General features: G+C 67.6%; 22 protein-coding genes. 14 read left to right on the plus strand and 8 right to left on the minus strand.

Annotated features, from left to right (window positions below):
• Positions 1-152: 152 nt before the first annotated feature.
• From POS15_RS19885 to arcD, 3 genes are all read left to right on the plus strand, one after another.
• Positions 153-1,619 (plus strand): SulP family inorganic anion transporter, encoded by a 1,467-nt coding sequence (locus POS15_RS19885; RefSeq protein WP_284128734.1) that lies wholly within the window; start codon positions 153-155, stop codon positions 1,617-1,619.
• Between the two features lie 245 nt (positions 1,620-1,864).
• Complete coding sequence (locus POS15_RS19890; protein ID WP_284128735.1) at positions 1,865-4,465, plus strand: methyl-accepting chemotaxis protein; 2,601 nt, start codon at positions 1,865-1,867, stop codon at positions 4,463-4,465.
• A 108-nt stretch (positions 4,466-4,573) separates the two neighbouring features.
• On the plus strand, positions 4,574-5,998 hold the full coding sequence (gene arcD / locus POS15_RS19895) for an arginine-ornithine antiporter (protein WP_102789358.1): 1,425 nt from the start codon (positions 4,574-4,576) through the stop codon (positions 5,996-5,998).
• Between the two features lie 80 nt (positions 5,999-6,078).
• Here the strand turns inward: arcD and arsB are convergent, their stop codons facing one another.
• Both arsB and POS15_RS19905 read right to left on the minus strand, forming a co-directional pair.
• The gene (arsB, locus tag POS15_RS19900; protein WP_070471987.1) at positions 6,079-7,131 is read right to left on the minus strand and encodes an ACR3 family arsenite efflux transporter; all 1,053 of its coding nucleotides are present in this window, start codon (positions 7,129-7,131) and stop codon (positions 6,079-6,081) included.
• A gap of 25 nt (positions 7,132-7,156) precedes the next feature.
• Positions 7,157-7,483, minus strand: coding sequence for a metalloregulator ArsR/SmtB family transcription factor (locus POS15_RS19905; RefSeq protein ID WP_070471878.1), 327 nt, complete (start codon positions 7,481-7,483; stop codon positions 7,157-7,159).
• A 39-nt stretch (positions 7,484-7,522) separates the two neighbouring features.
• Here POS15_RS19905 and arsH point away from each other — a divergent pair, with 39 nt between their 5' ends.
• Entirely contained in the window at positions 7,523-8,275 is a 753-nt protein-coding gene (arsH, locus tag POS15_RS19910; RefSeq protein ID WP_070471879.1) for an arsenical resistance protein ArsH, read from the plus strand.
• Entirely contained in the window at positions 8,272-8,706 is a 435-nt protein-coding gene (arsC, locus tag POS15_RS19915; protein WP_070471880.1) for an arsenate reductase (glutaredoxin), read from the plus strand. The genes arsH and arsC overlap by 4 nt, the downstream gene beginning before the upstream one ends.
• 30 nt (positions 8,707-8,736) lie before the next feature.
• Here arsC and POS15_RS19920 read toward each other — a convergent pair whose 3' ends face one another.
• Positions 8,737-9,126 carry a DUF2628 domain-containing protein gene (locus POS15_RS19920; RefSeq protein WP_019183610.1) on the minus strand — a complete coding sequence of 130 codons (390 nt, stop codon included), beginning with the start codon at positions 9,124-9,126 and terminating at the stop codon, positions 8,737-8,739.
• A gap of 194 nt (positions 9,127-9,320) precedes the next feature.
• On the opposite strand from POS15_RS19920, the gene POS15_RS19925 reads away from it, so the two are divergent.
• The 6 genes from POS15_RS19925 (at position 9,321) to hemC (ending at position 15,420) form a co-directional block, all read left to right on the plus strand.
• On the plus strand, positions 9,321-9,500 hold the full coding sequence (locus tag POS15_RS19925; protein ID WP_019183611.1) for a hypothetical protein: 180 nt from the start codon (positions 9,321-9,323) through the stop codon (positions 9,498-9,500).
• Positions 9,501-9,995: 495 nt separating this feature from the next.
• On the plus strand, positions 9,996-11,903 hold the full coding sequence (gene mdoH / locus POS15_RS19930) for a glucans biosynthesis glucosyltransferase MdoH (RefSeq protein ID WP_019183612.1): 1,908 nt from the start codon (positions 9,996-9,998) through the stop codon (positions 11,901-11,903).
• Positions 11,904-11,978: 75 nt separating this feature from the next.
• The gene (locus POS15_RS19935; RefSeq protein ID WP_026069843.1) at positions 11,979-12,644 is read left to right on the plus strand and encodes a carboxylesterase; all 666 of its coding nucleotides are present in this window, start codon (positions 11,979-11,981) and stop codon (positions 12,642-12,644) included.
• 4 nt (positions 12,645-12,648) lie between these two features.
• On the plus strand, positions 12,649-13,695 hold the full coding sequence (locus tag POS15_RS19940; RefSeq protein ID WP_070426004.1) for a histidine kinase: 1,047 nt from the start codon (positions 12,649-12,651) through the stop codon (positions 13,693-13,695).
• A gap of 10 nt (positions 13,696-13,705) precedes the next feature.
• Positions 13,706-14,434: a LytTR family DNA-binding domain-containing protein gene (locus tag POS15_RS19945; RefSeq protein WP_284128736.1), complete on the plus strand. Its 729-nt coding sequence runs from the start codon at positions 13,706-13,708 to the stop codon at positions 14,432-14,434.
• Positions 14,435-14,508: 74 nt separating this feature from the next.
• Entirely contained in the window at positions 14,509-15,420 is a 912-nt protein-coding gene (gene hemC / locus POS15_RS19950; RefSeq protein WP_070471883.1) for a hydroxymethylbilane synthase, read from the plus strand.
• A gap of 102 nt (positions 15,421-15,522) precedes the next feature.
• On the opposite strand, the gene POS15_RS19955 is transcribed toward hemC, so the two are convergent.
• A complete protein-coding gene (locus tag POS15_RS19955) occupies positions 15,523-16,299 on the minus strand; it encodes a DUF481 domain-containing protein (protein WP_019183617.1) in 777 nt (258 codons plus the stop codon).
• Between the two features lie 121 nt (positions 16,300-16,420).
• A complete protein-coding gene (locus tag POS15_RS19960; protein ID WP_102789365.1) occupies positions 16,421-17,032 on the minus strand; it encodes a hypothetical protein in 612 nt (203 codons plus the stop codon).
• A 90-nt stretch (positions 17,033-17,122) separates the two neighbouring features.
• Here POS15_RS19960 and POS15_RS19965 point away from each other — a divergent pair, with 90 nt between their 5' ends.
• A complete protein-coding gene (locus POS15_RS19965; protein ID WP_019183619.1) occupies positions 17,123-18,088 on the plus strand; it encodes a YafY family protein in 966 nt (321 codons plus the stop codon).
• Positions 18,089-18,201: 113 nt separating this feature from the next.
• Entirely contained in the window at positions 18,202-18,996 is a 795-nt protein-coding gene (locus POS15_RS19970; RefSeq protein ID WP_284128737.1) for a MetQ/NlpA family ABC transporter substrate-binding protein, read from the plus strand.
• A gap of 73 nt (positions 18,997-19,069) precedes the next feature.
• Here the strand turns inward: POS15_RS19970 and glpK are convergent, their stop codons facing one another.
• From glpK to POS15_RS19985, 3 genes are all read right to left on the minus strand, one after another.
• The gene (glpK, locus tag POS15_RS19975; protein ID WP_070471885.1) at positions 19,070-20,569 is read right to left on the minus strand and encodes a glycerol kinase GlpK; all 1,500 of its coding nucleotides are present in this window, start codon (positions 20,567-20,569) and stop codon (positions 19,070-19,072) included.
• 47 nt (positions 20,570-20,616) lie between these two features.
• Positions 20,617-22,110 carry a glycerol-3-phosphate dehydrogenase gene (gene glpD, locus POS15_RS19980; RefSeq protein WP_284128738.1) on the minus strand — a complete coding sequence of 498 codons (1,494 nt, stop codon included), beginning with the start codon at positions 22,108-22,110 and terminating at the stop codon, positions 20,617-20,619.
• A 149-nt stretch (positions 22,111-22,259) separates the two neighbouring features.
• A complete protein-coding gene (locus tag POS15_RS19985; RefSeq protein ID WP_019183623.1) occupies positions 22,260-22,892 on the minus strand; it encodes an OmpW family outer membrane protein in 633 nt (210 codons plus the stop codon).
• 192 nt (positions 22,893-23,084) lie between these two features.
• Between POS15_RS19985 and POS15_RS19990 the strand changes: the two genes are divergently transcribed.
• Positions 23,085-23,606 carry a DNA-deoxyinosine glycosylase gene (locus POS15_RS19990; RefSeq protein ID WP_284128739.1) on the plus strand — a complete coding sequence of 174 codons (522 nt, stop codon included), beginning with the start codon at positions 23,085-23,087 and terminating at the stop codon, positions 23,604-23,606.
• Positions 23,607-23,735: the final 129 nt, after the last annotated feature.

Below are 23,735 nucleotides of genomic sequence, written 5' to 3' on the forward strand. Positions count from 1 at the left end.
TGCGCGCCGCTTCCACTGCCCCGGCAGGACCCTTGTGATGACGCCACCCTGATACCGCGTTGACGACGCGCCGGCCCTTGCGCTGGCTCAGGGAGTGCTTTGTCTTCATCACACAACGCGCCGTGCGCATCGCCGGTGCGTGGAGTCTGTCCATGTCTGTGTCCTATCCGCTGCGCCAGCAATGGCTCGGCAACATCCGCGGTGATCTGCTGTCCGGCGCCGTGGTCGCCCTCGCGCTGATTCCCGAAGCGATCGCGTTTTCCATCATTGCCGGGGTCGACCCCAAGGTCGGTCTGTACGCTTCGTTCTGCATCGCGGTGGTCACCGCCATCGCCGGCGGCCGGCCGGGCATGATCTCCGCGGCCACCGGCGCGATGGCGCTGGTGATGGTCGATCTGGTCCGCGACCACGGCCTGCAGTATCTGCTGGCCGCGACGATCCTGGCCGGGCTGCTGCAGATCGTCGCCGGCGCGCTCAAGCTGGGTGCCCTGATGCGCTTCGTCTCGCGCTCGGTGATCACCGGCTTCGTCAACGCGTTGGCCATCCTGATCTTCCTTGCGCAGTTGCCCGAGCTGATCGGGATGCCATGGACGGTGTACGCCGTGTGCGCGGCCGGTCTGGCGATCATCTACCTGCTGCCGCTGCTGACCCGGGCGGTGCCTTCGCCGCTGGTGGCGATCGTGGTGCTCACCGGGCTGTCGATCTGGCTGGGCCTGGACATCCGCACCGTCGGCGACATGGGCGCGCTGCCGGACAGCCTGCCGACCTTCCTGCTCCCCGATGTGCCGCTCACCTGGGAGACCCTGCGCATCCTGCTGCCGGTCTCGGCCACGCTGGCGGTGGTGGGGCTGCTGGAGTCGATGATGACCGCGCAGATCGTGGAAGACATGACCGACACCCCCAGCCAGCGCAACCGTGAGTGCGCTGGACAGGGCCTGGCCAACATCACCGCCGGGCTGTTCGGCGGCATGGGCGGCTGCGCGATGATCGGGCAGTCGGTGATCAATGTGTCCTCCGGCGGCCGTGGCCGGTTGTCCTGCCTGGTGGCGGGCGTGCTGTTGCTGCTGCTGGTGGTCTACGGCGCGGAGTGGGTCCGGCAGATTCCGATGGCCGCGCTGGTCGCGGTGATGATCATGGTCAGCATCGGCACCTTCCACTGGCGCTCGTTCGCCGAGTTCCGGCTGCATCCCAAGAGCTCCTCGCTGGTGATGCTGGGCACGGTGATCGTGACGGTCGCCACGCATGACCTGGCCAAGGGCGTGCTCACCGGGGTGCTGCTGTCGGCGCTGTTCTTCGCCCGCAAGGTCGGCCGGATGCTGGACATCGCCGATGCCGAAGCCGCCGAGGGCAGCCGTGTCTACACGGTCCGCGGGCAGGTGTTCTTCGCCTCGGCCGGGCAGTTCGCGGCGGCCTTCGATCTGCTGCATGTGCCCGAGCGCGTGGTCATCGATCTGAGCAACGCGCACTTCTGGGACCTCAGTGCGGTCGGTGCACTGGAGCGGGTGGCCGGCAAGCTGCGCGCGCGTGGCGCTAGCGTGGAGGTGATCGGACTCAATGCCGCCAGCCAGACGCTGGTGGAGCGGCTGGGGCGTGGCGAGCGCGGCGCGGGCGTTCACTGAACACGGTCAGGAATCGGCGCTAAACATCGGGCCGATCACGCCGTTATCCAGCTGAGTCCCTTCTCTGGGCCGGCGCCGTCAGGGTGCCGGCAGGTGGTATCTCCACAGAGCAGGGCGGTGGCATCGATCCCCGCTGGCCGCGCCGTGACTGCACCGCGCGCGTGCCGGCCCGCAATGGACTGCGTGTTTCCGTGGCGGCGCACGCGTGCGTCCGCCGGTATGCCCTTTTTCCGGAACCGCCCCCCATGCCCGTGTCCCGCCCCACCGCGTCCAAGCGCCCTGGCAGCATCGCCAACCGACTGATGCTGGGTACGGCGTTGATCGCCATGCTCTGCTTCGGTGTCACCGCCGCCATCAGCTATCGCGAAGCCAGCGCGTCGCTGGTCGATGCCTCACGCCACACCATGCAGAGCGAGGCCCAGGCCGAAGCGCTGCGGGTGAGTGGTGATCTTTCCAGTGCCTTCGCCACCAGCCAGGCGCTGGCGCAGAACCTGCTGGTGCAGCGCGCCGCGGGTACGCTGTCGCGGGCGACGGTCGCCGCCGTGATCCACCAGCAGGTGCAGGTACACCCGGAGTGGGTCGGGTTCGGCACGCTGTGGGAGCCGGAAGCCTTCGATGGAAAGGACACCGAGTTCGTCGGTGCCGAGGCACACGATGATACCGGCCGCTTCATGAGCTACTGGGCCTGGCACGACGGTACGCCGATGCAGGATGCGCTGAAGGGCTACGACGTGCCCGGCGACGGCGACTGGTATCTCAAGCCAAAGGAGTTGAAGCGGCAGACGGTGGCCGAGCCTTATACGTACGAGATCGGTGGCCAGAAGGTGCTGATGACCACGCTGTCCACCCCGGTGATCGATGACGGCACCTTCCTCGGCGTGGTGACGGTGGATTTCGCGCTGGCCGCACTGCAGAAGCACCTGGCCGCGTTGCGCCCGATGGGTGAAGGTCACGTTGAACTGATCTCGCCCGGCGGCATCGTGCTGGCCGCGGAGGACCCGAACGAGATCGGCAAGCGTCGCGAGGATGCGGTGACCACGCAGGTGTTGGCCGCGGTGAAGGCGGACAAGACCTTCGATGCCTTCGAACCGGATGCGGCCGGCAACGTAAAGGCCTATGTGCCGCTGCGCATCGGTGGCAGCCAGGAGCATTTCGCGCTCGGTGTGATCGTGCCGCACGCGCTGATCACCGCGCAGGCACGTGCGCTGCTGTGGATCATTCTCGCCGTTGGCCTGGGCGCGGCGCTGGTGCTCAGCGGCAGCGTGTACGTGCTGCTGCGCCGCCAGGCGATCCGTCCGTTGGCCGATGCGGTACGCCTGTCCGCCGAGGTGGCCGAAGGCCGTCTGGACACGCCGCTGCCGCCCGCGCGCAACGACGAAGTCGGGCGCCTGCTCGAATCGATGCAGCGCATGCGCAGCCAGCTGCGCGCCGTGATGGCGGCGCAGGGCGAGATGGCCCAGCGCCACGACGCCGGTGAGTTGAGCTACCGCATGGACGCGCAGGCCTTCCCCGGCGAGTACGGCAAGATGGTGGAAGACACCAATCAGCTGGTTGGCGCCAACATCGCGGTCACGCGCCGTCTGGTCGAGGTGATGCAGCGCTACGCGGTCGGTGACCTGAGCCAGGACATGGACCGCCTGCCCGGCGAGCAGGCCGCCTTTACCGCGGCGATGGATACCACCAAGGCCAACCTGCGCGCCATCAATACCCAGATCGGGGACCTGGCCGGCGCGGCGGCGGTGGGCGATTTCAGCCAGCGTGGTGACGTGGTGCGCTTCGACCACGACTTCCGCGCCATGGTCGAAAACCTCAACACGATGATGCAGGTCAGTGATGACAATCTGCAGCAGATTTCCGCGCTGCTGCGCGCCATCGCAGCGGGTGATCTCACGGCACGCATGCGCGGTGAGTTCCATGGCGTGTTCGCCGGGATGCGTGACGACGCCGATACCACGGTCGCGCAGCTGACCGATATCGTCGGCCGCATCCAGCAGGCCACCGGCAGCATCAACCTGGCCGCCGGTGAGATCGCCGCGGGCAACAGCGATCTGTCGCGCCGCACCGAGCAGCAGGCCGCCAGCCTGGAAGAGACCGCCGCCTCTATGGAGGAGCTCACCTCCACGGTCCGGCAGAACGCGGACCATGCGGTGCAGGCCAACCAGCTCGCCGCCGGTGCTGCCGAGGTGGCCTCGCAGGGCGGTGTGGTGGTCGGCCAGGTGGTGACCACCATGGCCGGCATCGAGGCCTCGTCCAAGCGTATCGCCGAGATCATCTCGGTGATCGACGGCATTGCCTTCCAGACCAACATCCTGGCCTTGAACGCCGCCGTCGAAGCAGCCCGGGCCGGCGAGCAGGGCCGTGGTTTCGCGGTGGTGGCCACGGAAGTGCGCGCGCTGGCCCAGCGCTCGGCGGGCGCCGCCAAGGAGATCAAGACGTTGATCGACGACTCGGTGACCCAGGTCAGTGCGGGCTCGGCACTGGTGCAGACCGCTGGCCGCACGATGGAGGAGATCGTCACCGGCGTGCGTCGGGTCAACGACATCATGGCCGAGATCTCGGCCGCCTCGAAAGAGCAGTCTGCCGGCATCGAGCAGGTCAACCAGACCATCACCCAGATGGACGAAACCACACAGCAGAATGCCGCGCTGGTGGAGGAAGCCACGGCGGCGGCGCGTGCGATGGAGGAGCAGGCCCAGCAGCTGGGTACTGCGGTAGCGATCTTCCGCCTGCAGTCCAGTGCTGGTGCGGCCAGCACATCGGCACGCCGGGCCGCGCCCGCGCGCAGCACCGCGCGGATGCCGGCAGCGGCCGTGGCCGGAGACGGGGACGACTGGCAGACCTTCTGATCCTGCCCGGCGTGCCACATCCCATGGCGCGCCGGGTCGCGTGATTCACCGGATGCTCACCGCGCTGCATTGGTAATCGGCGCTATCCTTTGCAGGCATGGTGAGCACATGACCTCCCGTTCCGACCGGCTTGGCCTGACCGCGCTGACTGCCCTGGTGGTCGGGTCGATGATCGGTGCCGGCATCTTCTCGCTGCCGCAGAACATCGCGCGCAGCGCCGGCCCGGGCGTGGCATTGATCGGCTGGATGATCAGCGGGCTGGGCATGTTGATGCTGGCCTTCGTGTTCCAGAACCTGGCCAACCGCAAGCCCGAGCTGGATACCGGCATCTATGCGTACGCGCGGGCCGGGTTCGGCGATTACATCGGCTTCTCGGCAGCCTGGGGCTACTGGGTCTGTTCGCTGCTGGGCAACGTCAGCTATTTCGTGCTGATCTTCAGTGGCCTGGGCTATTTCGTGCCGGCCTTCGGTGAGGGCAATACCTGGCAGGCGGTGGCGTGTGCGTCCGTGCTGCTGTGGTCGATGCACGCAATGATCCTGCGCGGCATCCGCCAGGCCGCGCTGGTCAATGCCGTCGTCACCGTGGCCAAGATCGTGCCGATCGTGGTGTTCCTGATCATCGCCGCGGTCGGTTTCAAGGCCGATATCTTCACCGGCGACTTCTGGGGCACGGCAGAACTTGGCAGCGTGGGCGAACAGCTGCGCGGCATGATGCTGATCACGGTGTGGGTGTTCATCGGCATCGAGGGCGCCAGCATCTACTCGCGGCGTGCGGCCAGGCGCTCGGATGTCGGGCGCGCGACCATCATCGGGTTCCTGTGCGTGCTTGCGCTGCTGATGCTGGTCAATCTGCTCTCGATGGGGGTGCTGCGCCAGGACGCCCTGGCCCATGCACGCAACCCCTCGATGGCCTTCGTGCTGGAAGCCATCGTCGGGCCCTGGGGCGCCACCTTGATCATCATCGGCATGATCGTCTCGGTGCTGGGGGCGTTGCTGGCGTGGGTACTGCTGTGCGCCGAAGTGCTGTACGCAGCGGCGGGGGATGGCACGATGCCCGCCTTCCTCGGGCGTGAGAACGCGCGCCAGGTGCCGGCCAATGCGCTGTGGCTCACCAACGGGCTGATCCAGCTGTTTCTGATCATCACGCTGTTCAGTGCCGGCACCTATACCAGCCTGGTGCTGCTGGGCGCGTCGATGAGCCTGGTGCCGTATCTGTTCTCGGCCGGTTACGGCGCCCTGCTCGCACTGCGCGGGGAAACCTATGCCGGGCAGCGCGGGCTGCGGGCCCGCGATCTGCTGGTGGCCGGGCTGGCAACGCTGTACGCGCTGTGGCTGGTCTATGCCGGCGGGCTGTCCCAGGTGCTGCTGTCGGTACTGCTGTATGCGCCTGGCATCGCCATGTTCGCCGCCGCCAAGCACCAGCATGGGCAGCGGATATTCACCCGGGCCGAGCAGGTGATCGTGGCGGGCGTGATCGTTGTTGCCTGCTGGGCGGCGTGGGGTCTGTACCAGGGTCATCTTCACCTGGCCTGAGCGCGCCGGATCGGCTCAGCCTTCCCGGTTGCCGCGCGCCCCCCGTTCGGTCAGCAGATCGATCTGCTGTTGCTGCTGTTTCAGGTGGTGTCTGGGAAACCGCGACGTCCCAGCCGCAGCGCGAGGTGGACCAGCACGATCAGGACCGGCACTTCCACCAATGGCCCGATCACGGCGGCGAACGCGACCGGTGAGCCCAGCCCGAAGGCGGCGATCGCCACCGCGATGGCCAGCTCGAAGTTGTTGCCGGTCGCGGTGAAGGCGATCGCCGTGGTGCGCGGGTAGTCGCGTGCGATCCAGCGGCCCATGACGAAGCTCATCAGGAACTGCACGAAGAAGTAGATCGTCAGCGGGATGGCGATACGCACCGCATCCAGCGGAATGCGCAGGACGTCACCCCCCTTGAGGCTGAACATCGCCACGATGGTGAACAACAGCGCGACCAGCGTGATCGGGCTGATCGCGGGCAGGAAACGGGTTTCGTACCACGCGGCCCCGCGCAGCCGCAGCAGTACCCGTCGGCCAAGGTAGCCCGCTGCGAAGGGAATGCCCAGGTACACCAGCACCGCGCCGGCGATGGTCCATGTGCTGACATCGATCACGCTGCGCTGTAGCCCGAACAACGGCGGCAGCACGGTCAGGAACAGCCACGCATAGACGCTGAAGAAGGTGATCTGGAACAGCGAGTTGAACGCGACCAGGCCGGCCACGTACTGATTGTCGCCGCGCGCCAGCTGGTTCCAGACCAGCACCATGGCGATGCAGCGGGCCAGCCCGATCAGGATCAGCCCGGTCATGTATTCCGGCCGGTCGTGCAGGAACAGCGCGGCCAGCGCGAACATCAGCACCGGCCCCACCACCCAGTTCTGCAGCAGCGACAGCGCCAGCACGCGCTTGTCGGCGAAGACGGCGGGCAGGGCCTCGTACTTCACCTTGGCCAGCGGCGGGTACATCATCAGGATCAGCCCCGCGGCGATGGGCAGGTTGGTGCCGCCCAGGGTCATGGCCTCCAGCGCGGCGGGCAGGCCGTCGAACAGCGTCCCCAGCGTCACGCCAAGCGCCATCGCCGCGAAGATCCACAGCGTCAGCCAGCGGTCCAGGAATGACAACCGGGAAGAGGCGGGCGTCGTCATCGCAACAGGCGCGGTCATCTAGGTGTCAGCGCGGCGGCGCGCATTGGCCGCCTGGGCCACAGTCCGCCTCGCCGGCGCAGCAGTTTTCGGTCAGGTAACCGATCAGGCCATTCATCGCCTCGAAATCGGCGCGGTAGCAGATGCTGCGTCCGCGTGGCTCGGCGTTGACCAGTCCGGCTGCGCTCAGCTCCTTGAGATGGAACGACAGGGTGGCACCGGGCAGGCCCAGTTCGGTGGCGATCTCGCCGGCCAACCGGCCGCCGCGGCCGGCCTGGACCAACAGACGGAAGACACTGAGGCGGGTGGCATGGCCGAGCGCGGCCAGGGCGTGGGTTGCGGTTTTATGTTCCATGTTTCTAGAATAATCGAACAAATCATCCGGAGCAACCCGATGTCCCGCTTGCCATACCTGACCGCTGCGGCGGTCGACATCCCCGATCCCGCGCGGTTGTCGACGCGTGCCAGTGACCATCCGCCGCGCATTCTGGTTCTGTTTGGCTCACTGCGCCCGCAGTCGTACAGCCGGCGGCTCGCCAGGGAGGTGGAACGTCTTCTGCAGCACTTCGGCGCCGAGGTCCGCGTGTTCGATCCGCACGAGCTGCCGATGGTCGACGCGGTGGATGCCGACCACCCCAAGGTCCAACAGCTTCGTGCCTGGTCGCACTGGTCCGAAGGCCAGGTCTGGATCAGCCCGGAACGTCACGGCACCCTCAGTGCGGTGTTCAAGAATCAGATCGACTGGCTGCCGTTGTCCGAAGGCAGCGTACGCCCCACGCAGGGCCGCACCCTGGCGGTAATGCAGGTGTGTGGCGGCTCGCAGTCCTTCAATGTGGTCAACGCATTGCGGGTGCTCGGGCGCTGGATGCGGATGGTGACCATCCCCAACCAGTCTTCGGTTCCCAAGGCTTGGCAGGAGTTCGATACGGACGGCCGGATGAAGCCCTCGGCGTACTACGACCGCGTGGTGGACGTGGTCGAGGAGCTGGTGAAGTTCACCCTGCTGGTGCGTGACCACAGCGACTACCTGACCGACCGATACAGTGAACGCAAGGACGACGTGTACGCGGCGCAGTTGGCCCGTACTGCCGGCGTGGTGGAGCCGGTCCCGCCACCGCCGCCGCTCGCCGTGGGAGACCGCGCATGAAGGCGGTCATCTATCACAACCCCGCCTGCGCGACCTCGCGCAATGTGCTCGCGCTGATGCGCCATGCCGGCGTCGAACCGGAGGTGGTGGAGTACCTGCGGACCCCGCCGGATCGCGCGCGTTTGATCGCACTGATCGCGGCGGCGGGGCTGCAGGTGCGCGATGCGCTGCGGGAGAAGGGCACGCCCTACGCCGCACTGGGCCTGGCCGATCCGGCGCTCGACGACGCGCAGTTGCTCGATGCGATGTTCGCGCATCCGATCCTGATCAACCGGCCGTTCGTGCAGACAGATCGCGGGGTGCGCCTGGCGCGGCCCTCGGAGACCGTGCTGGAGATTCTGCCACCGGTGCATGCTCCGTTCCGCAAGGAAGACGGCGAGGTGGTGATCGACGCCCAGGGCCGGCGCCCCACAAAAAAGCCCGGTCAATGACCGGGCTCTTCATCCACGCCTGCGCGCTGCTTACCAGCGCATGCCGGCGAAGGGGTTCCAGCTGGTGTCGCCCTTCACTTTTTCCAGGTAGTACGAATAGTTGGTGGTCAGCGCGATCAACACCGACCAGGCCACCCCGATCGCACGGCCGACCACGTCCGGCAGGAACGCCACGACGACCATCAGCACCAGGGTGATGCCCAGGATGGTCAGCGCCTTGCGCCACATGCCCACGATCAGCAGGTAGATCCAGCTGAAGAACAGGGCGTAGAAGTTGAAGTTGACCTTGATCTTCTGGCCGAACGGCAGCGTCTTGTACGCCGCCTTGAAGGTCGGCGTATTGGGGGCGCCGTGCTGTTCGAAGAAGTTGAAGCGGAACTGCCACTTGGGGCTGTAGGGGGAAGCAGTGTTGGAATCCATATCCGAATCGTTTGTTGAAAACGATTACATGATACCGACAAGCTCTTGATTGGCGCCAATTTTTCGACGCTTGCGGGCACTCTTGGAAGGGACTGCGGGCACCGTCACACATTCGTCCCGGTTTTCCGATAGGGTGCGCAATCCGCGCGGCCGGAAGCCCCGCGGGTCATGAGAAGTCAGCGAGATGCCAGACCATGTCCATTGATGTGATGTCCCCCGAGCGCCCTGTGGCAGGACCGCAGATCACGCCGTGCCCGGTCGCCACCCAGGCGCAACACCTGCTTGCCCAGCTGCAGTTCTCGCAGGTGAGCGCGCGTGCGCTGTCGCGCCCGCCGGTCGACACCGACCTGGCCATCGCCGCCACCGTCGCCTGAGCCCAACGCGCCACTGCACGCCGGTGCGCCCTGTCGTCCAAACGCACGCCCGCTCCCCCGCCCACGGGATGGAAAACCGCGCAACATCGGCCCATCTGGCCCCGCACCGGGGCCGTTGGAACGGTGTCCATCGCCATGCGGGGCCTGGACCGGCCGCCTGCAAGATGAATGGGCAGAGGCCCATGGCACAGGGCCTGCGCGGCGGTGCCTGTGCGGGGCGCTCCACTTGTCTCGATCCAAAAGCTGAATGCGGAGAAATGCCCGGTCAGCCCTTCGCGCGCACCTTACATTTCGCGCCATAGACTGAGCCGCATTTTTCGTCTCAAGTCGGTTTGGAGAGTTCGTGGGTTCCGGTAGTCACAGACATACGCTGCGTGCCGGTCTCCGGCCCGCACCGACAGGACGCATGCGTGCCAGCGCGCACGCCGGGCTCAGGACGCCCCCTTCCGCACTTGGCACCCCCGGCCTGGCACGCCCTGCACAGGGACACCGCGCATGAGTACCCAGACCCTCAACGCCCCGCTGGATGCCGGCCGGGCGACGTTGCCGGCCGAGTCGCCGTTGCCGATGCCCGAGCAGTCGCTGCGCGAAGGCCGGCTGCAGGTGCCACGCCAGCGCACCTCGCCGCGGATGATCGGGCTGCGCCGTTTCTACATCCTGGGCGGCACCGCGGCGATGACCGCTGCAGCGAGCCGGATGATGTGGAAGGTGCTGGCCGTCAACGGCATCAGCGTGCTCGAGGCCTGCCTGCTGGTGCTGTTCGTGGGCCTGTTCGCGTGGATCGCACTGTCGTTTGCCGGCGCCGTGGCGGGCTTCCTGACCGCCGTGTTCGATCGGGGCTACAAGCTGGGCATCGACCCGGACGCACCGCTGCCGACCGTGCACACGCGCACCGCGCTGCTGATGCCCACCTACAACGAAGATCCGCGCCGGCTGCTGGCCGGCCTGCAGGCGATCTACGAGTCAGTGGCCGAGACCGGGCAGCTGGCGAACTTCGATTTCTACGTGCTCAGCGACACCCGGCGCGATGACATCGGGCAGGCCGAAGAAGCGGCCTACCGCGCCCTGTGCGATGCCGTGGGCGGCCATGACCGCATTTTCTACCGTCGCCGCGGCGACAACAGCGGGCGCAAGGCCGGCAACATCGCCGATTGGGTCCGCCGCTTCGGCGGCGCTTACCCGCAGATGCTGATCCTGGACGCCGACAGCCTGATGACCGGCGACACCATCGTGCGCCTGGTCGCAGGGATGGAGCACAACCCGGATGTCGGGCTGATCCAGACCCTGCCGGCGGTGGTCGGCGGGCGCACCCTGTTTGCCCGCATGCAGCAGTTCGGCGGGCGCGTCTACGGCCCGGTGATCGGCCGCGGCGTGGCGTGGTGGCATGGCGCGGAGAGCAACTACTGGGGCCACAACGCGATCATCCGCACCCAGGCCTTCGCCGAGCAGGCCGGCCTGCCGTCGCTGCCGGGCAAGGAGCCGTTTGGCGGGCATGTGCTCAGCCACGATTTCGTCGAAGCCGCGCTGATGCGCCGCGGCGGCTGGGCCACCCACATGGTGCCGTACCTCAAAGGCAGCTATGAGGAAGGCCCGCCGACCCTTACCGACCTGCTGGTCCGTGACCGCCGCTGGTGCCAGGGCAACCTGCAGCACGCCAAGGTGGTTGGCTCCAAGGGCCTGCACTGGGTCAGCCGCATGCACATGCTGGTCGGCATCGGTCACTACTTCACCGCGCCGATGTGGGCCATGCTGATGTTGATCGGCATCGCGATCCCGCTGTTCCAGGGCGGCATCGACCTCAATGAAGTACTGCATCTCTCGCCGGGCGTTTACTGGCGCCACCAGGACGAGACGCAGGTGATCCGCATGTTCGCGATCACCATGGTGGTGCTGCTCTCGCCCAAGGTACTGGGCTATCTGGCCATGCTGCTGGAGCCGGTGGAACGCCGCGGCTGCGGTGGCACGATCCGCGCCTTCATCTCGATGCTGCTGGAGACCATCCTTGCCGCGCTGATGGCGCCGGTGGTGATGTACGTGCAGTCGCGCGGCGTGGCAGAAGTGCTGGCCGGCAAGGACTCGGGCTGGGATGCGCAGCAGCGCGACGATGGCGGAGTGTCCTGGCTGGCACTGGCACGTGGCTATGGCGGGCTGAGCGTGTTCGGTCTGTTCATGGGGGCACTGGCCTATGCGGTCTCGCCCTCGCTGGCGGCGTGGATGGCGCCGGTGGTGATCGGCATGGTGCTGGCGATTCCGGTGGTGGGCTTCACCTCCTCGCGCACCGCCGGCGTGTGGATGCACCGGCTGGGCCTGATGGAAATCCCGGAAGAATCGGCACCGCCCAAGGTGCTGGTGCGCGCGGCCGAGCTGCGCCGTGCGGCTGCCGAGGCGCACCCGGCCGGCTGAGCCCTGCGTTGCCGCGATCAGCGCCCCATTGCAGCGGGGCGCGGTCATAATGCGGCTTGATCGTACTGGAGCCGCCTGATGCTGGATACCGTGGAAAACGAAACCGGCGCCGACCCGCAGTGGTCGGTGCTGTGGCTGCATGGCCTGGGTGCCGATGGCCATGACTTCGCCCCGATCGTGCCCGAGCTGGTGCGCCCGCACTGGCCGGCGATCCGCTTCGTGTTCCCGCATGCGCCGGTGCAGCCGATCACGATCAACAACGGCGTGCCGATGCGCGCGTGGTACGACATCGTCAGCATGGATTTTCGCTCGCGCGCCGACAGCGCCGGCGTGGATGCCTCGATCGTGGAACTGGAACTGCTGATCGAGCGCGAGATCGCCCGCGGCATTCCGGCCGAGCGCATCCTGCTGGCCGGCTTCTCCCAGGGCGGGGCGGTGATCCTCAGCGCGCTGCTGCGCCGCACCCGTCCGCTGGCCGGGCTGATCGCGCTGTCGACCTATCTGCCCGACCCGGCCAAGGCTGCGGCCGCGCGCGTGGCCGGCGCAATCAGCGTGCCGGTATTCATGGCCCATGGCACGCAGGATCCGGTGATTCCGGTGGCGATCGCCGAGCACACCGCACAGACGCTGAGCGCGCTCGGCCTGCCGGTGGAGTGGCACACCTACACGATGGCCCACCAGGTCTGTGCCGACGAGCTCGACGCACTGGGCAACTGGCTCGAGGCGCGCTTGGCCGCCTGACGCCATGAACGACCCGCGCCAGCAGTCCTGGTTGCCCGAGCTGTGCCGCCTGCCGCGACTGGCGGCGATGCTCGGGTTGGCCGAGCTGGTGGTCGTGGTGGTGGCGCTGGCACCCGATGGCAGCCGCCACTGGACGCTGCCGGACTTCCTGTCCGCCAGCGGCTTCGCGTTGTGGCTGGCGCTGGCAGTGACGGTCAGCCTGTGCAGCGTGCGCGCCATGCTCTCGCGCCTGCCCGAGGTGCCGGGCATGGTGCTGGTGGTGATGATGACCGGCCTGATCGCCGGCGCGTGCGCGGCGATCGTGCATGCGTTGTACGGGGTGATCGGCGGCGGCAGCTTCGCCCAGACCGTCGGCTTCTGGCGGTTCACGCTGGGCAGCGCGGCGATGACCGCATTGATCAGCGCACTGGCGCTGCGCTACTTCTACGTCAGTGATCGTGGCAGCGCGCAGATGCTGGCCAATGCACGGGCCCAGGCCGATGCGCTGCAGGCGCGGATCCGGCCGCATTTCCTCTTCAACAGCATGAACCTGATCGCCAGCCTGCTGCGCCGCGATCCGGACGTGGCCGAGCGCGCGGTCCTGGACTTGTCCGACCTGTTCCGTGCCGCGCTGGGTGCCGGCGATGGCGACTCCACCCTGCAGGCCGAGTGCGAACTGGCCGAGCAGTATCTGTCGATCGAATCGCTGCGCCTGGGCGAACGCCTGAAGGTGATCTGGCTGCGCGACGAGCCGTTGCCATGGTCGTTGCCGATGCCGCGGCTGGTGCTGCAACCGCTGGTCGAGAACGCGGTGCTGCACGGCATCTCACGGGTGCCTGCCGGCGGCACGATCGTGCTGGCGCTGTCCAGCGACGGCACCCAGCTGCGCATCCGGGTGCGCAACCCGGCGCCGGATCCGGCCACCCGCGGGCTGCCGCTGCTGCAGGGCGCAGGCCACGCACAACGCAACATCGCCCACCGCCTGGCTTGGCGCTTCGGCCCGGCCGCGCGGATGACGGGGGCGTGGGCCGACGGCTACTATGCTTGCGAAATCACGGTCCCGGTCCAGTGAGGAAACTGTATTGAAGGTGGTGATCGCCGACGACGAACCGCTGGCCCGCGAGCGCCTGCGCTCCCTGCTTGCCGACCAGGCCGGCATCGAGGTGGTGGCCGAGGCCGAGAACGGCGAACAGGCGCTGCATGCCTGCGCCGAACTGCAACCGGACCTGGTCCTGCTCGATATCGCCATGCCCGGCCTGGACGGGCTGGAGGCCGCACGCCATCTGGCGACCTTCGAACCCCGCCCGGCCGTGGTGTTCTGCACCGCGTACGACGCGCATGCGCTGTCCGCGTTCGAAGCGGCGGCCATCGATTACCTGATGAAGCCGGTGCGCCCCGAGCGCCTGGCTGCCGCCCTTGAACGGGCGCGGACCTTCCTGGCCGGCCGCAGCGGCCCGGCGACCGCCGCCAGCCAGCAGGCGCGCACGCTGCTGTGCGCGCGCCTGCGCGGCAGCCTGCGGCTGATCCCGGTCGAGGACATCCATTACCTGCAGGCCGAAGAGAAATACGTCGTCGTGCACCACGCGCGCGGCGAAGACCTGCTGGAAGAATCGCTGAAGTCGCTGGAAGAAGAATTCGGCACCCGATTCGTGCGCATCCATCGCAATTGCCTGGTCGCCCGGCACGAACTGGTGGAGCTGCGACGAAATGGCGCAAGCCAGGTCCAGGCGGTGCTGCGCCATGGCCACGGGCCGCTGGAAGTCAGCCGCCGCTGCGTGGCCAGCCTCAAGCAGGACCTCAAACACCTGTAGGCCACGGGGATCCCATCGGGCCTGGCAGGCGCTCACCGTTGGTCGATATGCCTCCGTGCGTCGATAATGGCGCCATGAAGACCCTGCGCATCGCCACCCGAAAGAGCCCGCTTGCCCTGTGGCAGAGCGAATACGTCGCCGACCGCCTGCGCCAGGTGCACCCGGGGCTGGAGGTGGTGCTGATCCCGATGAGCACCCGCGGCGATGAGGTGCTGGACCGCTCGCTGGCGGCGATCGGCGGCAAGGGCCTGTTCCTCAAGGAACTGGAACTGGCGATGCTGCGTGGCGAAGCGGATTGCGCCGTGCACTCGCTCAAGGACGTGCCGATGGAACTGGACGCGCCCTTCGCGCTGCCAGCCATGCTGACCCGTCATGACGCGGCCGACGGGTTCATTTCAAATCTGTACGCCTCGCTGGAGGCATTGCCGATCGGCGCCCGGGTGGGCACCTCGTCGCTGCGCCGCCAGGCCCAGCTGCGCGCGCTGCGCCCGGATCTGGAGTTGCAGGACCTGCGCGGCAACGTCAACACGCGCCTGGCCAAGCTCGACAACGGCGGTTACGACGCGATCGTGCTGGCGGTCGCCGGGCTGGAACGCCTGGGCCTGGGCCACCGCATCGTGGCGCGCCTGGCCGCCCCGGACTGGTTGCCGGCCCCGGCGCAGGGCGCGGTCACGGTGGAGTGCAACGGCGAGGACGCGGCGGTGATGGGCCTGTTCGCTGCGCTGGACGATGCCGACACGCGTGCCTGCGTGGAAGCAGAGCGCGCCATGAACCGCGCGCTGCACGGCAGCTGCCATGTGCCGGTGGCCGGCTTTGCGCAATGGGAGGGCGAGGATCTGTTCCTGCAGGGCCTGGTCGGCGGGGTCGCCGATGGCCGCATCGTGCGCGCGGAAGCGCGGGGCCCGGCCAGTGATCCGGAGACGCTGGGCCAGCGCGTCGCGCGCGGCCTGCTCGATGCCGGCGCCGGGGAGCTGCTCGCGGTGTAGTGCCGGCCGCTGGCCGGCATTCCAGATCGCGCGAGGTTCCCGGGTAGCCGGCCAGCGGCCGGCACTACGTCACGATGGCGGGCGCACCGGCGCCCGCAGCGATTACTTGAACTTGTAGACCACGTTCATCGTGGTCAGCGTGTCGGTCTTGCGCTTGTCATCGGCGACGTCGCTGTTGTGACGCGCCTGCCAGCCGGCCTTCAGTGCCAGATGCTCGTTCATGCTCACCGATACGCCGAAATCGTTCTGCGCGAAGGTGTTGTACGAGCCCGATTCGACCAGCAGCGTGTTCACCAGGTCGGTGTTCGGGGTCAGCGTGTACTTGAGATCGAACAGGCCGCGGCCGATCAGGCCGGTACGGGTCGAGTCGTCTTCGGTGTTGTGGGTGCGGCGCACACCCGGACCGATCTGCGCGTCCATGTAGAACCGCTCGGCGTCGATGATCCGGGTGCCGTAACCGAGACCGAACGAGCTCTGGCGGTCGTAGGTGGCGAAATCGTCGCGCTCGTAACGCACCGTGGCGGTGATCTGGCGGTGTTCGCCCAGTTGCAGCGCACTGCCGGCGCTGCCGGTGTAGCGGTTGGCGGTGGTGTTGCGGCGGCGGATGGTGGTGCCGTCGTCGTTGGTATCGGTGTACTCCGAGCGCGAGCGCAGGCCGAACAGGTCCATGCTGTGCACCCAGTCATCATCGGTGTAGCGCAGGCGCAGACGACCGTTGAAGCTCTCGGTATTGCTGTTGCCGCGGGCCGAGGCAAAGCCCAGTTCGCCGCCACTGCCGCTCCAGGGGGAGGTCATCGCCGCCAGTTCGGCAACGTCCTGTGCATAAACCGCCGGGGCGCAGAGCAGCAGGGGAACAAGCAACGAAACGCGCAGGGACATCAACGGTTCTCCGTGATCGGACAAGGGGGAGGGACAACAAGGGGGGGATGATACTTGATGCGTTCCACGTCACATTCGGCGATGGGCCGGGGCTTTAGGACCCGTTCGGCCTCGCCCCTGTTCAGGGAATATCGATCCGCAGCGAGGCGTCGTCGAAGCGCGAGTAGGTCACGGTAATCCGGAACGGCTGCCCGTTGGTCTGGCCCTTGCGCTCGATCTGCACCGGCAGGCCCTGCACATTGACCCAGTACAGCAGGCCATCGGGCGCTGCAGTGGCGTGGCGCACCTCGTATTTGTGTGCGCGCTGGCCGCCGGCGCGTTCTTCGCCGAGGTCGCGCACCTGCAGCTGCGCCGGCTCCAGATCAGCGGGCAACGGATTGCGCCACTGGGCCAGCATCCCTTCGGGCACCGGGATCTGGCGCACTTCGCCGGCACGCTGCAGGAAGAAGGTGCCGCCGATGATGGTCTGCGGGCCATCCTCGGTGACGAGGCGGTAGCGGTCCGGGGCCACGTAGTCCATCTGCGCTTCCACCGCGCGCGGGCCCTGCATTTTCATCACCGCATGGAAGCTGCGCAGCTGGCCGAAGCGCTGGCTGGCGGCCAGCACCGTGCCGACCGGGTCGGCGGCCGGTGCGGTCGCGGCAGGCACCGCAGCCACGGGCGTTTCAGTGCGCCCGCAGCCGCTGAGCAGCAGGGCGGCGGCGGACAGGGCAAGGGCGGGCAACAGGCGCATGACGGGCGGCAGCAGGCGATGGGGGCCCCACGATAGCCGAAGATGCAGCCGAAGCCGCCACAACGACGGCGACTCGGACATAATCGGGTCATGGACCGATATGAACGCATCAACGCCCTGCATCGCCTGCTCAAGTCCGCCCGTTACCCGGTAACGGTGGCGGCCCTGCAGGAAAAACTGGAGTGTTCCCGCGCGACTGTCTACCGCGACCTGGCCTTCCTGCGCGATGCGCTGATGGCGCCGGTGGAAGGCGATGGCGAGGCGGGCTTCCGCTACCAGGCCGACGAAAGCGACCGCTTCGAGCTGCCGGGCTTGTGGCTGAGCTCGGAAGAGCTGCACGCGCTGCTGGCCTCCCAGCACCTGCTTTCGCGGACAGGGGGCGGCGTGCTCTCCTCGGTGCTGGCCCCGCTGCAGCAGCGCATCGAAGGGCTGCTGGCGGCGCAGGCCGGTGTCTCCAGCTGGCCGGTCGACCGGGTCCGGGTGATTCCGCACCGCGGGCGCAAATTCGATGAGGCCAGCTTCCGCGCGGTGGCCTCGGCGGTGCTCGAGCGCAAGCAGCTGGCCTTCGAGTACCGGGCCCGCTCCACCGACGAGGCGACCCAGCGCACCGTGTCGCCGCAGCGCATGACCCACTACCGCGACAACTGGTACCTCGATGCGTGGGACCACGGCCGCGAAGGCCTGCGCAGCTTCGCCGTGGACCGCATCTACAAGGCGCGCGTGATCGATACCACCGCGCGCGATGTGGATGAGAGCGAGCTGGACGAGCAGCTCGGCGCCAGCTACGGCATCTTCTCCGGGCCGCCCAAGGGCTGGGCCACGATCGTCTTCAGTGCCAAAGCCGCGCGCTGGGTGGCCGATGAGCATTGGCATTCCAAGCAGCAGGGCCGTTTCCTGCCCGATGGCCGCTACGAGCTGAAACTGCCCTACAGCGTCTCGCGTGAGCTGCTGATGGACGTGCTGCACTACGGCTCGGACGCGGAGATCGTCGAGCCGGTGATGCTGCGCGAACAGGCCAAGGCCCTGCTGGCCCTGGCGCTGACCAGCTACGAGTAAGCCGGCCCGGCCGGCATCGGCTCATGCCGTGGGGTCATATGCCCCGGATTCCGCAAGGGCCGGGGCGTGCGGTATCGTGGGGCGTTGCTGCCCCTACGGATTCCGCTGCCCCCATGAAAAAGTACCTGCTGCTCCCGTTGCTTGCCGCCTCGCTGACCCTGTCCGCCTGTGGCAAGCCGGCCCATGATTCCCAGAAGCTGGTGGTCGCGGCCACTGCGGTGCCGCACGCCGAGATCCTGGCCGTGGTCAAGCCGATCCTGGAGAAGGAGGGGCTGACCCTGGAGGTGCGCGTGTTCAACGATTACGTGCAGCCCAATGACCAGCTGGTGCAGAAGCAGGTCGACGTGAACTACTTCCAGACCGAGCCCTACCTGGACGCCTACAACCGCGACCGCAAGACCGACCTGGTCAAGGTGATCGGCGTGCATATCGAGCCCTTCGGTGCGTACTCGCGCCGCTTCAAATCGCTCGATGCGCTGCCCAACGGCGCCGATGTGGTGATCCCCAACGACCCGAGCAACAACAGCCGCGCGCTGATCCTGCTGCACAAGGCCGGCGTGATCACGCTCAAGGACCCGACCAACGCGTTGGCGACCCAGCGCGACATCACCGCCAACCCGAAGCAGCTCAAGTTCCGCGAGCTGGACTCGGCGATGCTGCCGCGCGTGCTGGACCAGGTCGATCTGGCCCTGATCAACACCAACTACGCGCTGGATGCCGGGCTCAACCCGACCCAGGATGCGCTGGCGATCGAGAGCAAGGATTCTCCGTACGTGAACTTCCTCGTTGCCCGCCCGGACAACAAGGACGATGCCCGCGTACAGCAGCTGGCCAAGGCCCTGACCGGCCCGGAAGTGAAGGCCTTCATCGCCGAGAAGTACAAGGGCGCCGTCCTCCCCGCGTTCTGACCGGCACCCGCGGTAGCGCCACGCCATGCGTGGCTGGCCGCGCCCCGCGCGGCAATGATCGCCGACGCGGGCGTCACCCCACGCGGAAGCCCATCGTCGCTTCCACCGCCTGCTGCCAGCCGCGGTACAGCGCCTCGCGCTGATCCGTCGGCATCTGCGGGGTGAAGCGGCGGTCCACCGCCCACTGTTCGGCGATCTCCGCCCGGCTGCTCCAGAAGCCGGTGGCCAGCCCGGCCAGATACGCGGCGCCCAGCGCGGTGGTCTCGGCCACCTGCGGGCGCAGCACCGGCACGCCCAGGATGTCGCTCTGGAACTGCGCCATGAAGTCATTGGCGATCGCACCGCCATCGGCGCGCAGTTCCTTCAGCTCGATGCCCGCATCGGCCTGCATCGCCGCCAGCACATCGCGGGTCTGGTACGCCATGGATTCCACCGCCGCGCGGATGAAGTGTTCCTTGGTGGTGCCGCGGGTCAGGCCGAACATCGCGCCACGCACATCGCTGCGCCAGTACGGTGCGCCCAGTCCCACGAACGCCGGCACCAGGTACACGCCACCGTTGTCGGCGGCGCGCTCGGCGTACGCTTGGCAATCGCTGGATTTGCCGAACATGCGCAGCCCGTCGCGCAGCCACTGCACCACCGAGCCGGCGACGAAGATCGAGCCTTCCAGTGCGTATTCCACGCGGCCATCGATGCCCCAGGCGATGGTGGTGAGCAGCCCGTTCTCGGATACCACCGCCTTGTCGCCGGTGTTCATCAGCATGAAACAGCCGGTGCCGTAGGTGTTCTTGGCCATGCCCGGCTCGAAGCAGGCCTGGCCGAACAGCGCGGCCTGCTGATCCCCTGCGATGCCGGCGATGGGCAGGTGCTGGTCGAAAAAGAACTGCGCCTGGGTGGTGGCATACACCTCGCTGGAGCTGCGGACCTGCGGCAGCATCGCGCGCGGAATGTTGAACAACGCCAGCAGCTCATCGTCCCACTGCAGCGCATGGATATCGAACAGCAGCGTGCGCGCGGCATTGGTCACGTCGGTGACGTGCGCCTGGCCGCCACTGAGATTCCAGATCAGCCAGCTGTCGATGGTGCCGAACAGCAGCTCGCCGCGTTCGGCACGTGCCTGCGCGCCCTCGACGTGATCGAGGATCCAGCGGATCTTGGTCGCGGAAAAATAGGCATCGATCAGCAGCCCGGTCCTGCGCCGGATCAGCGGCTCGTGGCCGTCGGCCTTGAGCTGCTCGCAGATCGCATGGCTCTGCCGCGACTGCCATACCACCGCGTTATGGATCGGCTGGCCGGTGGCCTTGTCCCAGACCACGGTGGTCTCGCGCTGGTTGGTGATGCCGATCCCGGCGATCGTGCGCGGGTCCACCTGGTGGCGGTTCAACAGTTCGGTGATCGTGGTGTAGACGCTGGTCAGGATCTCGCGCGGATCGTGCTCGACCCAGCCCGGCTGGGGGAAGATCTGGGTGAACTCGCGCTGCGCGCTGCCGGCGATGCGCCCGGCACGATCAAACAGCATGGCGCGCGAACTGGTCGTGCCCTGGTCGATGGCGAGCACGTAGTGCTTGTCCATGGTCTGCTCCGTGGAATCGATGCCGTGAGGCGTGACAGACATACAGCCTACGGCATCGAAACGCGCGCCTGCACGGTGGCCGCCAGGGCCTCGCGCTGTGCAGCGTCCAGCCGCAGGCCGAGATGGCTGCGGCGCCACAGCACGTCCTCGGCGGTGCGTACCCATTCGTGCGTGATCAGGTAGTCCAGCTCGCGCTCGTGCAGGCCGCCGCCATGGTCCTGGCCCAATGCGTCGCGTGTCTGGGCGCCGGCAAGCAGGCCGCTTGCGCGCGTGCCGTAGCTGGTGGCCAGGCGCTGGAGCAGGGCAGGGGACAGGTGAGGATGATCGCGCTGCAGGGTCTCAGCCACCTGTACCGCGTCGCCACCGTCGCCACCGGGCAGCGGTGGCCCGCCGGCCGTCCAGGCCGGTCCCATCGCCGGCAGCGAGGGTGACAGGCGCCCAAGCGCTTCCTCGGCCAACGCGCGATACGTGGTGAGTTTGCCGCCCAGCACGCTCAGCAGCGGGGCTCCGGCGGTATCCAGCTCCAACCGGTAATCGCGGGTGACCTGCGATGCAGCGCGATGATGATCGGCCAGCAGCGGGCGCACGCCGCTGTAGCGCCAGACGATGTCCTCGGCCTCGACCGGCAAGCGCAGGAACCGGTTCACCGCATCAAGCAGATAGGCCTGCTCCTCCGCGCGCGGTTTGACCCACGCCGGATCACCGTCGTAATCGGTATCGGTGGTGCCGATCAGGGTGAAGTCCTGCTCGAACGGGATCGCGAACACCACGCGCTGGTCGGGCTGCTGGAACAGGTAGGCGCTGTCATGTGCGAACAGGCGCGGCACCACCAGGTGGCTGCCCTGCACGAGCCGCAGCCCGAGCGGTGCATCCAGCCCCGCGCGCTGCAGCACCGTGCCGGCCCAGGGGCCGCTGGCGTTGACCACGCAGCGGGCGCGGATGCGCTGCACGTCGCCGCTGGCCGTACGCAGCACCGCCCACCAGTGGTCGCGGTGGCGGATCAACTGTTCGCAGCGGGTGCGGGTGCGGATATCGGCACCGCGCTCGTGTGCATCCAGTGCGTTGAGCACCACCAGCCGGGCATCGTTGACGCGGGCGTCCGCATACGTGAAGCCGGTCCGGTAGCCCGGCTGCAACGTCTCGCCGCGGGGATCGCGTTGCAGGTCGATGCGCTGCGAGGGCGGGAAATGCGGATTGGGGCGGCCCAGGTGGTCGTACAGCCACAGGCCGGCACGCAGCATCCAGGCCGGGCGCAGATGGCGCGCATGCGGCAGCACGAACGTAGTCGGGGCAATGAGGTGCGGGGCGAGCTGGCGCAGCGTTTCGCGTTCGTTGAGCGCCTTGCGCACCAACGCGACTTCACCCTGCTGCAGGTAGCGCAGGCCACCGTGGATCAGCTTGGTGCTGGCGCTGGAGGTGTGGGCGGCCAGGTCATCCTGCTCGCACAGACATACCGAGAGCCCGCGCCCGGCCGCATCCCGCGCGATCCCGGCGCCATTGATGCCGCCGCCCACCACCAGCATGTCGAAGGACTCGCGCATCGGTTCCCCGGGGCGGATCGGCGTGGTCCGCCGTGGTGGCCAGTGTCGGGCAGTGGTCGGCAACGCCCGATGAAAGTAGCGGGCCCCACAACGACAACGGGCCCGCAAGGGGCCCGTTGTGCGTACTGCGTGGTGCGGAAGAGGCGTGCTTAGAAGCGCGCGCCGATGCCGAAGCCCACGGTCCACGGATCCAGCTTGGCCTTGTCGCCGGTGCCTTCGCCGTTGACGGTCAGTTCCGGGCGCGAATGCATGTAGCGGGCATCGGCGCGGGCGAACCAGGTGCTGTTGATGTTCATGTCCACGCCGACGGTGCCGATCGCGCCCTTGGCGGTCTTCACACCGATGTGGCCGATGTCGCTGGCGAGGTCTTCATTGCTGAAGTTGGACTCGTAGTAACCGGCGCCCACGAACGGACGGAACACGTTGTCGGCCTGGCCGAAGTGGTACTGGCCGCTCAGCGCGATCGGCTGCTGCTCGACGGTGCCCAGGCGGGCGCCATCGGTGCCGCGCACGCGGTGGTCGAACTTGTCCGCTGCGCCCCACAGTTCCACGGCCCAGTTGTCGTTGATGTAGTAGCTGAAGCTCAGGGTCGGGGCCGGGCCACCGTCCACCTTGCGCACGCCGTCCAGCGGGTCATTCTTCGGCTGCAGCAGCGAGACGCCGCCGACCACGGCGAAGTGCTTGCCGGACGCGGTATCAACGGTGCTGTCCTGCGCGAAAGCAGCCGGCGCAAAAGCAAGAGCAGTCAGGGTAGCCAGGGTCAGAGTACGGATGGAGCGCATGGGGGAATCTCCTCAGGATGTTTTTGTTCTGGGCCCCGGTGTTGTGGGGCGAGGCAACCGTAGTCCCCGCAATATGAATCGCATCCGACGCGCGTTAAATTTTAGTTGTTTCCATTCAGCGATCAGTGCGAAACCGCTGTATTTCCGGGCGATCATGCAACCTCCGACATTCATGCATCTGGTGACCGTGTGATGGAAACAACACGCTGCATCGGCTTTCCTGCGCAGCTGAATGCAGGATGCCGCGTGCTGGTGCTCGGCTCGATGCCCGGCGTGGCGTCGCTGCAGGCCGCGCAGTACTACGCGCATCCGCGCAATCGTTTCTGGCCGTTGATGGGCGTGCTGTGCGGGATCGACGCAACGCTTGCTTATCCCGATCGCATGCATGCACTGAATGCGACCGGCGTGGGCGTGTGGGATGTGATCGGGCAGTGCGAACGGCGCGGCAGCCTGGATGCGTCGATCGTGCGTGGCAGTGAAATCCCCAATGCGCTGGGCGCACTGATCGAGGGGCTGCCCGCGCTGTGCGCGATCGCCTGCAATGGCGGCACCGCCTACCGCGCGTTCCAGCGGTTCATCGCGCCCGCGCTTGTCGGACGGGCGCAGGCGTTGCCGGTCTGGTCGCTGCCCTCCACCAGCCCCGCCAATGCGGCCTGGCCGCTGCCCCGGCTGGTGCAGGCGTGGCAGCCGCTGTTCGATGCCGTGCGCCGCTGAGGCGGGGACAGCGGCGGACAATACGGTACCGACTGGAAAATTCCGCTTTGCACTGTGCCAAGCCGAATGCGGCCAAAGCAGATGCCTGCAACAGCCTGTCCCGGGACAGGGGGGCGGAAAATTCGCCAA

Origin of the sequence: Stenotrophomonas sp. BIO128-Bstrain, assembly GCF_030128875.1 — a bacterium.
In the GTDB taxonomy this organism is placed as follows: domain Bacteria; phylum Pseudomonadota; class Gammaproteobacteria; order Xanthomonadales; family Xanthomonadaceae; genus Stenotrophomonas; species Stenotrophomonas bentonitica_A.

Coding starts and splice junctions, on each gene's coding strand:
- POS15_RS19885 (WP_284128734.1), top strand. CDS start 153: ATGTCTGTGTCCTATCCGCTGCGCCAGCAATGGCTCGGCAACATCCGC.
- arsC (WP_070471880.1), top strand. CDS start 8,272: ATGAAGGCGGTCATCTATCACAACCCCGCCTGCGCGACCTCGCGCAAT.
- POS15_RS19970 (WP_284128737.1), top strand. CDS start 18,202: ATGAAAAAGTACCTGCTGCTCCCGTTGCTTGCCGCCTCGCTGACCCTG.
- POS15_RS19990 (WP_284128739.1), top strand. CDS start 23,085: ATGGAAACAACACGCTGCATCGGCTTTCCTGCGCAGCTGAATGCAGGA.
- POS15_RS19905 (WP_070471878.1), bottom strand. CDS start 7,483: ATGGAACATAAAACCGCAACCCACGCCCTGGCCGCGCTCGGCCATGCC.
- arsH (WP_070471879.1), top strand. CDS start 7,523: ATGTCCCGCTTGCCATACCTGACCGCTGCGGCGGTCGACATCCCCGAT.
- glpK (WP_070471885.1), bottom strand. CDS start 20,569: ATGGACAAGCACTACGTGCTCGCCATCGACCAGGGCACGACCAGTTCG.
- POS15_RS19925 (WP_019183611.1), top strand. CDS start 9,321: ATGTCCATTGATGTGATGTCCCCCGAGCGCCCTGTGGCAGGACCGCAG.
- POS15_RS19955 (WP_019183617.1), bottom strand. CDS start 16,299: ATGTCCCTGCGCGTTTCGTTGCTTGTTCCCCTGCTGCTCTGCGCCCCG.
- glpD (WP_284128738.1), bottom strand. CDS start 22,110: ATGCGCGAGTCCTTCGACATGCTGGTGGTGGGCGGCGGCATCAATGGC.
- POS15_RS19985 (WP_019183623.1), bottom strand. CDS start 22,892: ATGCGCTCCATCCGTACTCTGACCCTGGCTACCCTGACTGCTCTTGCT.
- POS15_RS19920 (WP_019183610.1), bottom strand. CDS start 9,126: ATGGATTCCAACACTGCTTCCCCCTACAGCCCCAAGTGGCAGTTCCGC.
- arsB (WP_070471987.1), bottom strand. CDS start 7,131: ATGACGACGCCCGCCTCTTCCCGGTTGTCATTCCTGGACCGCTGGCTG.
- POS15_RS19940 (WP_070426004.1), top strand. CDS start 12,649: ATGAACGACCCGCGCCAGCAGTCCTGGTTGCCCGAGCTGTGCCGCCTG.
- POS15_RS19890 (WP_284128735.1), top strand. CDS start 1,865: ATGCCCGTGTCCCGCCCCACCGCGTCCAAGCGCCCTGGCAGCATCGCC.
- POS15_RS19960 (WP_102789365.1), bottom strand. CDS start 17,032: ATGCGCCTGTTGCCCGCCCTTGCCCTGTCCGCCGCCGCCCTGCTGCTC.
- arcD (WP_102789358.1), top strand. CDS start 4,574: ATGACCTCCCGTTCCGACCGGCTTGGCCTGACCGCGCTGACTGCCCTG.
- mdoH (WP_019183612.1), top strand. CDS start 9,996: ATGAGTACCCAGACCCTCAACGCCCCGCTGGATGCCGGCCGGGCGACG.
- hemC (WP_070471883.1), top strand. CDS start 14,509: ATGAAGACCCTGCGCATCGCCACCCGAAAGAGCCCGCTTGCCCTGTGG.
- POS15_RS19965 (WP_019183619.1), top strand. CDS start 17,123: ATGGACCGATATGAACGCATCAACGCCCTGCATCGCCTGCTCAAGTCC.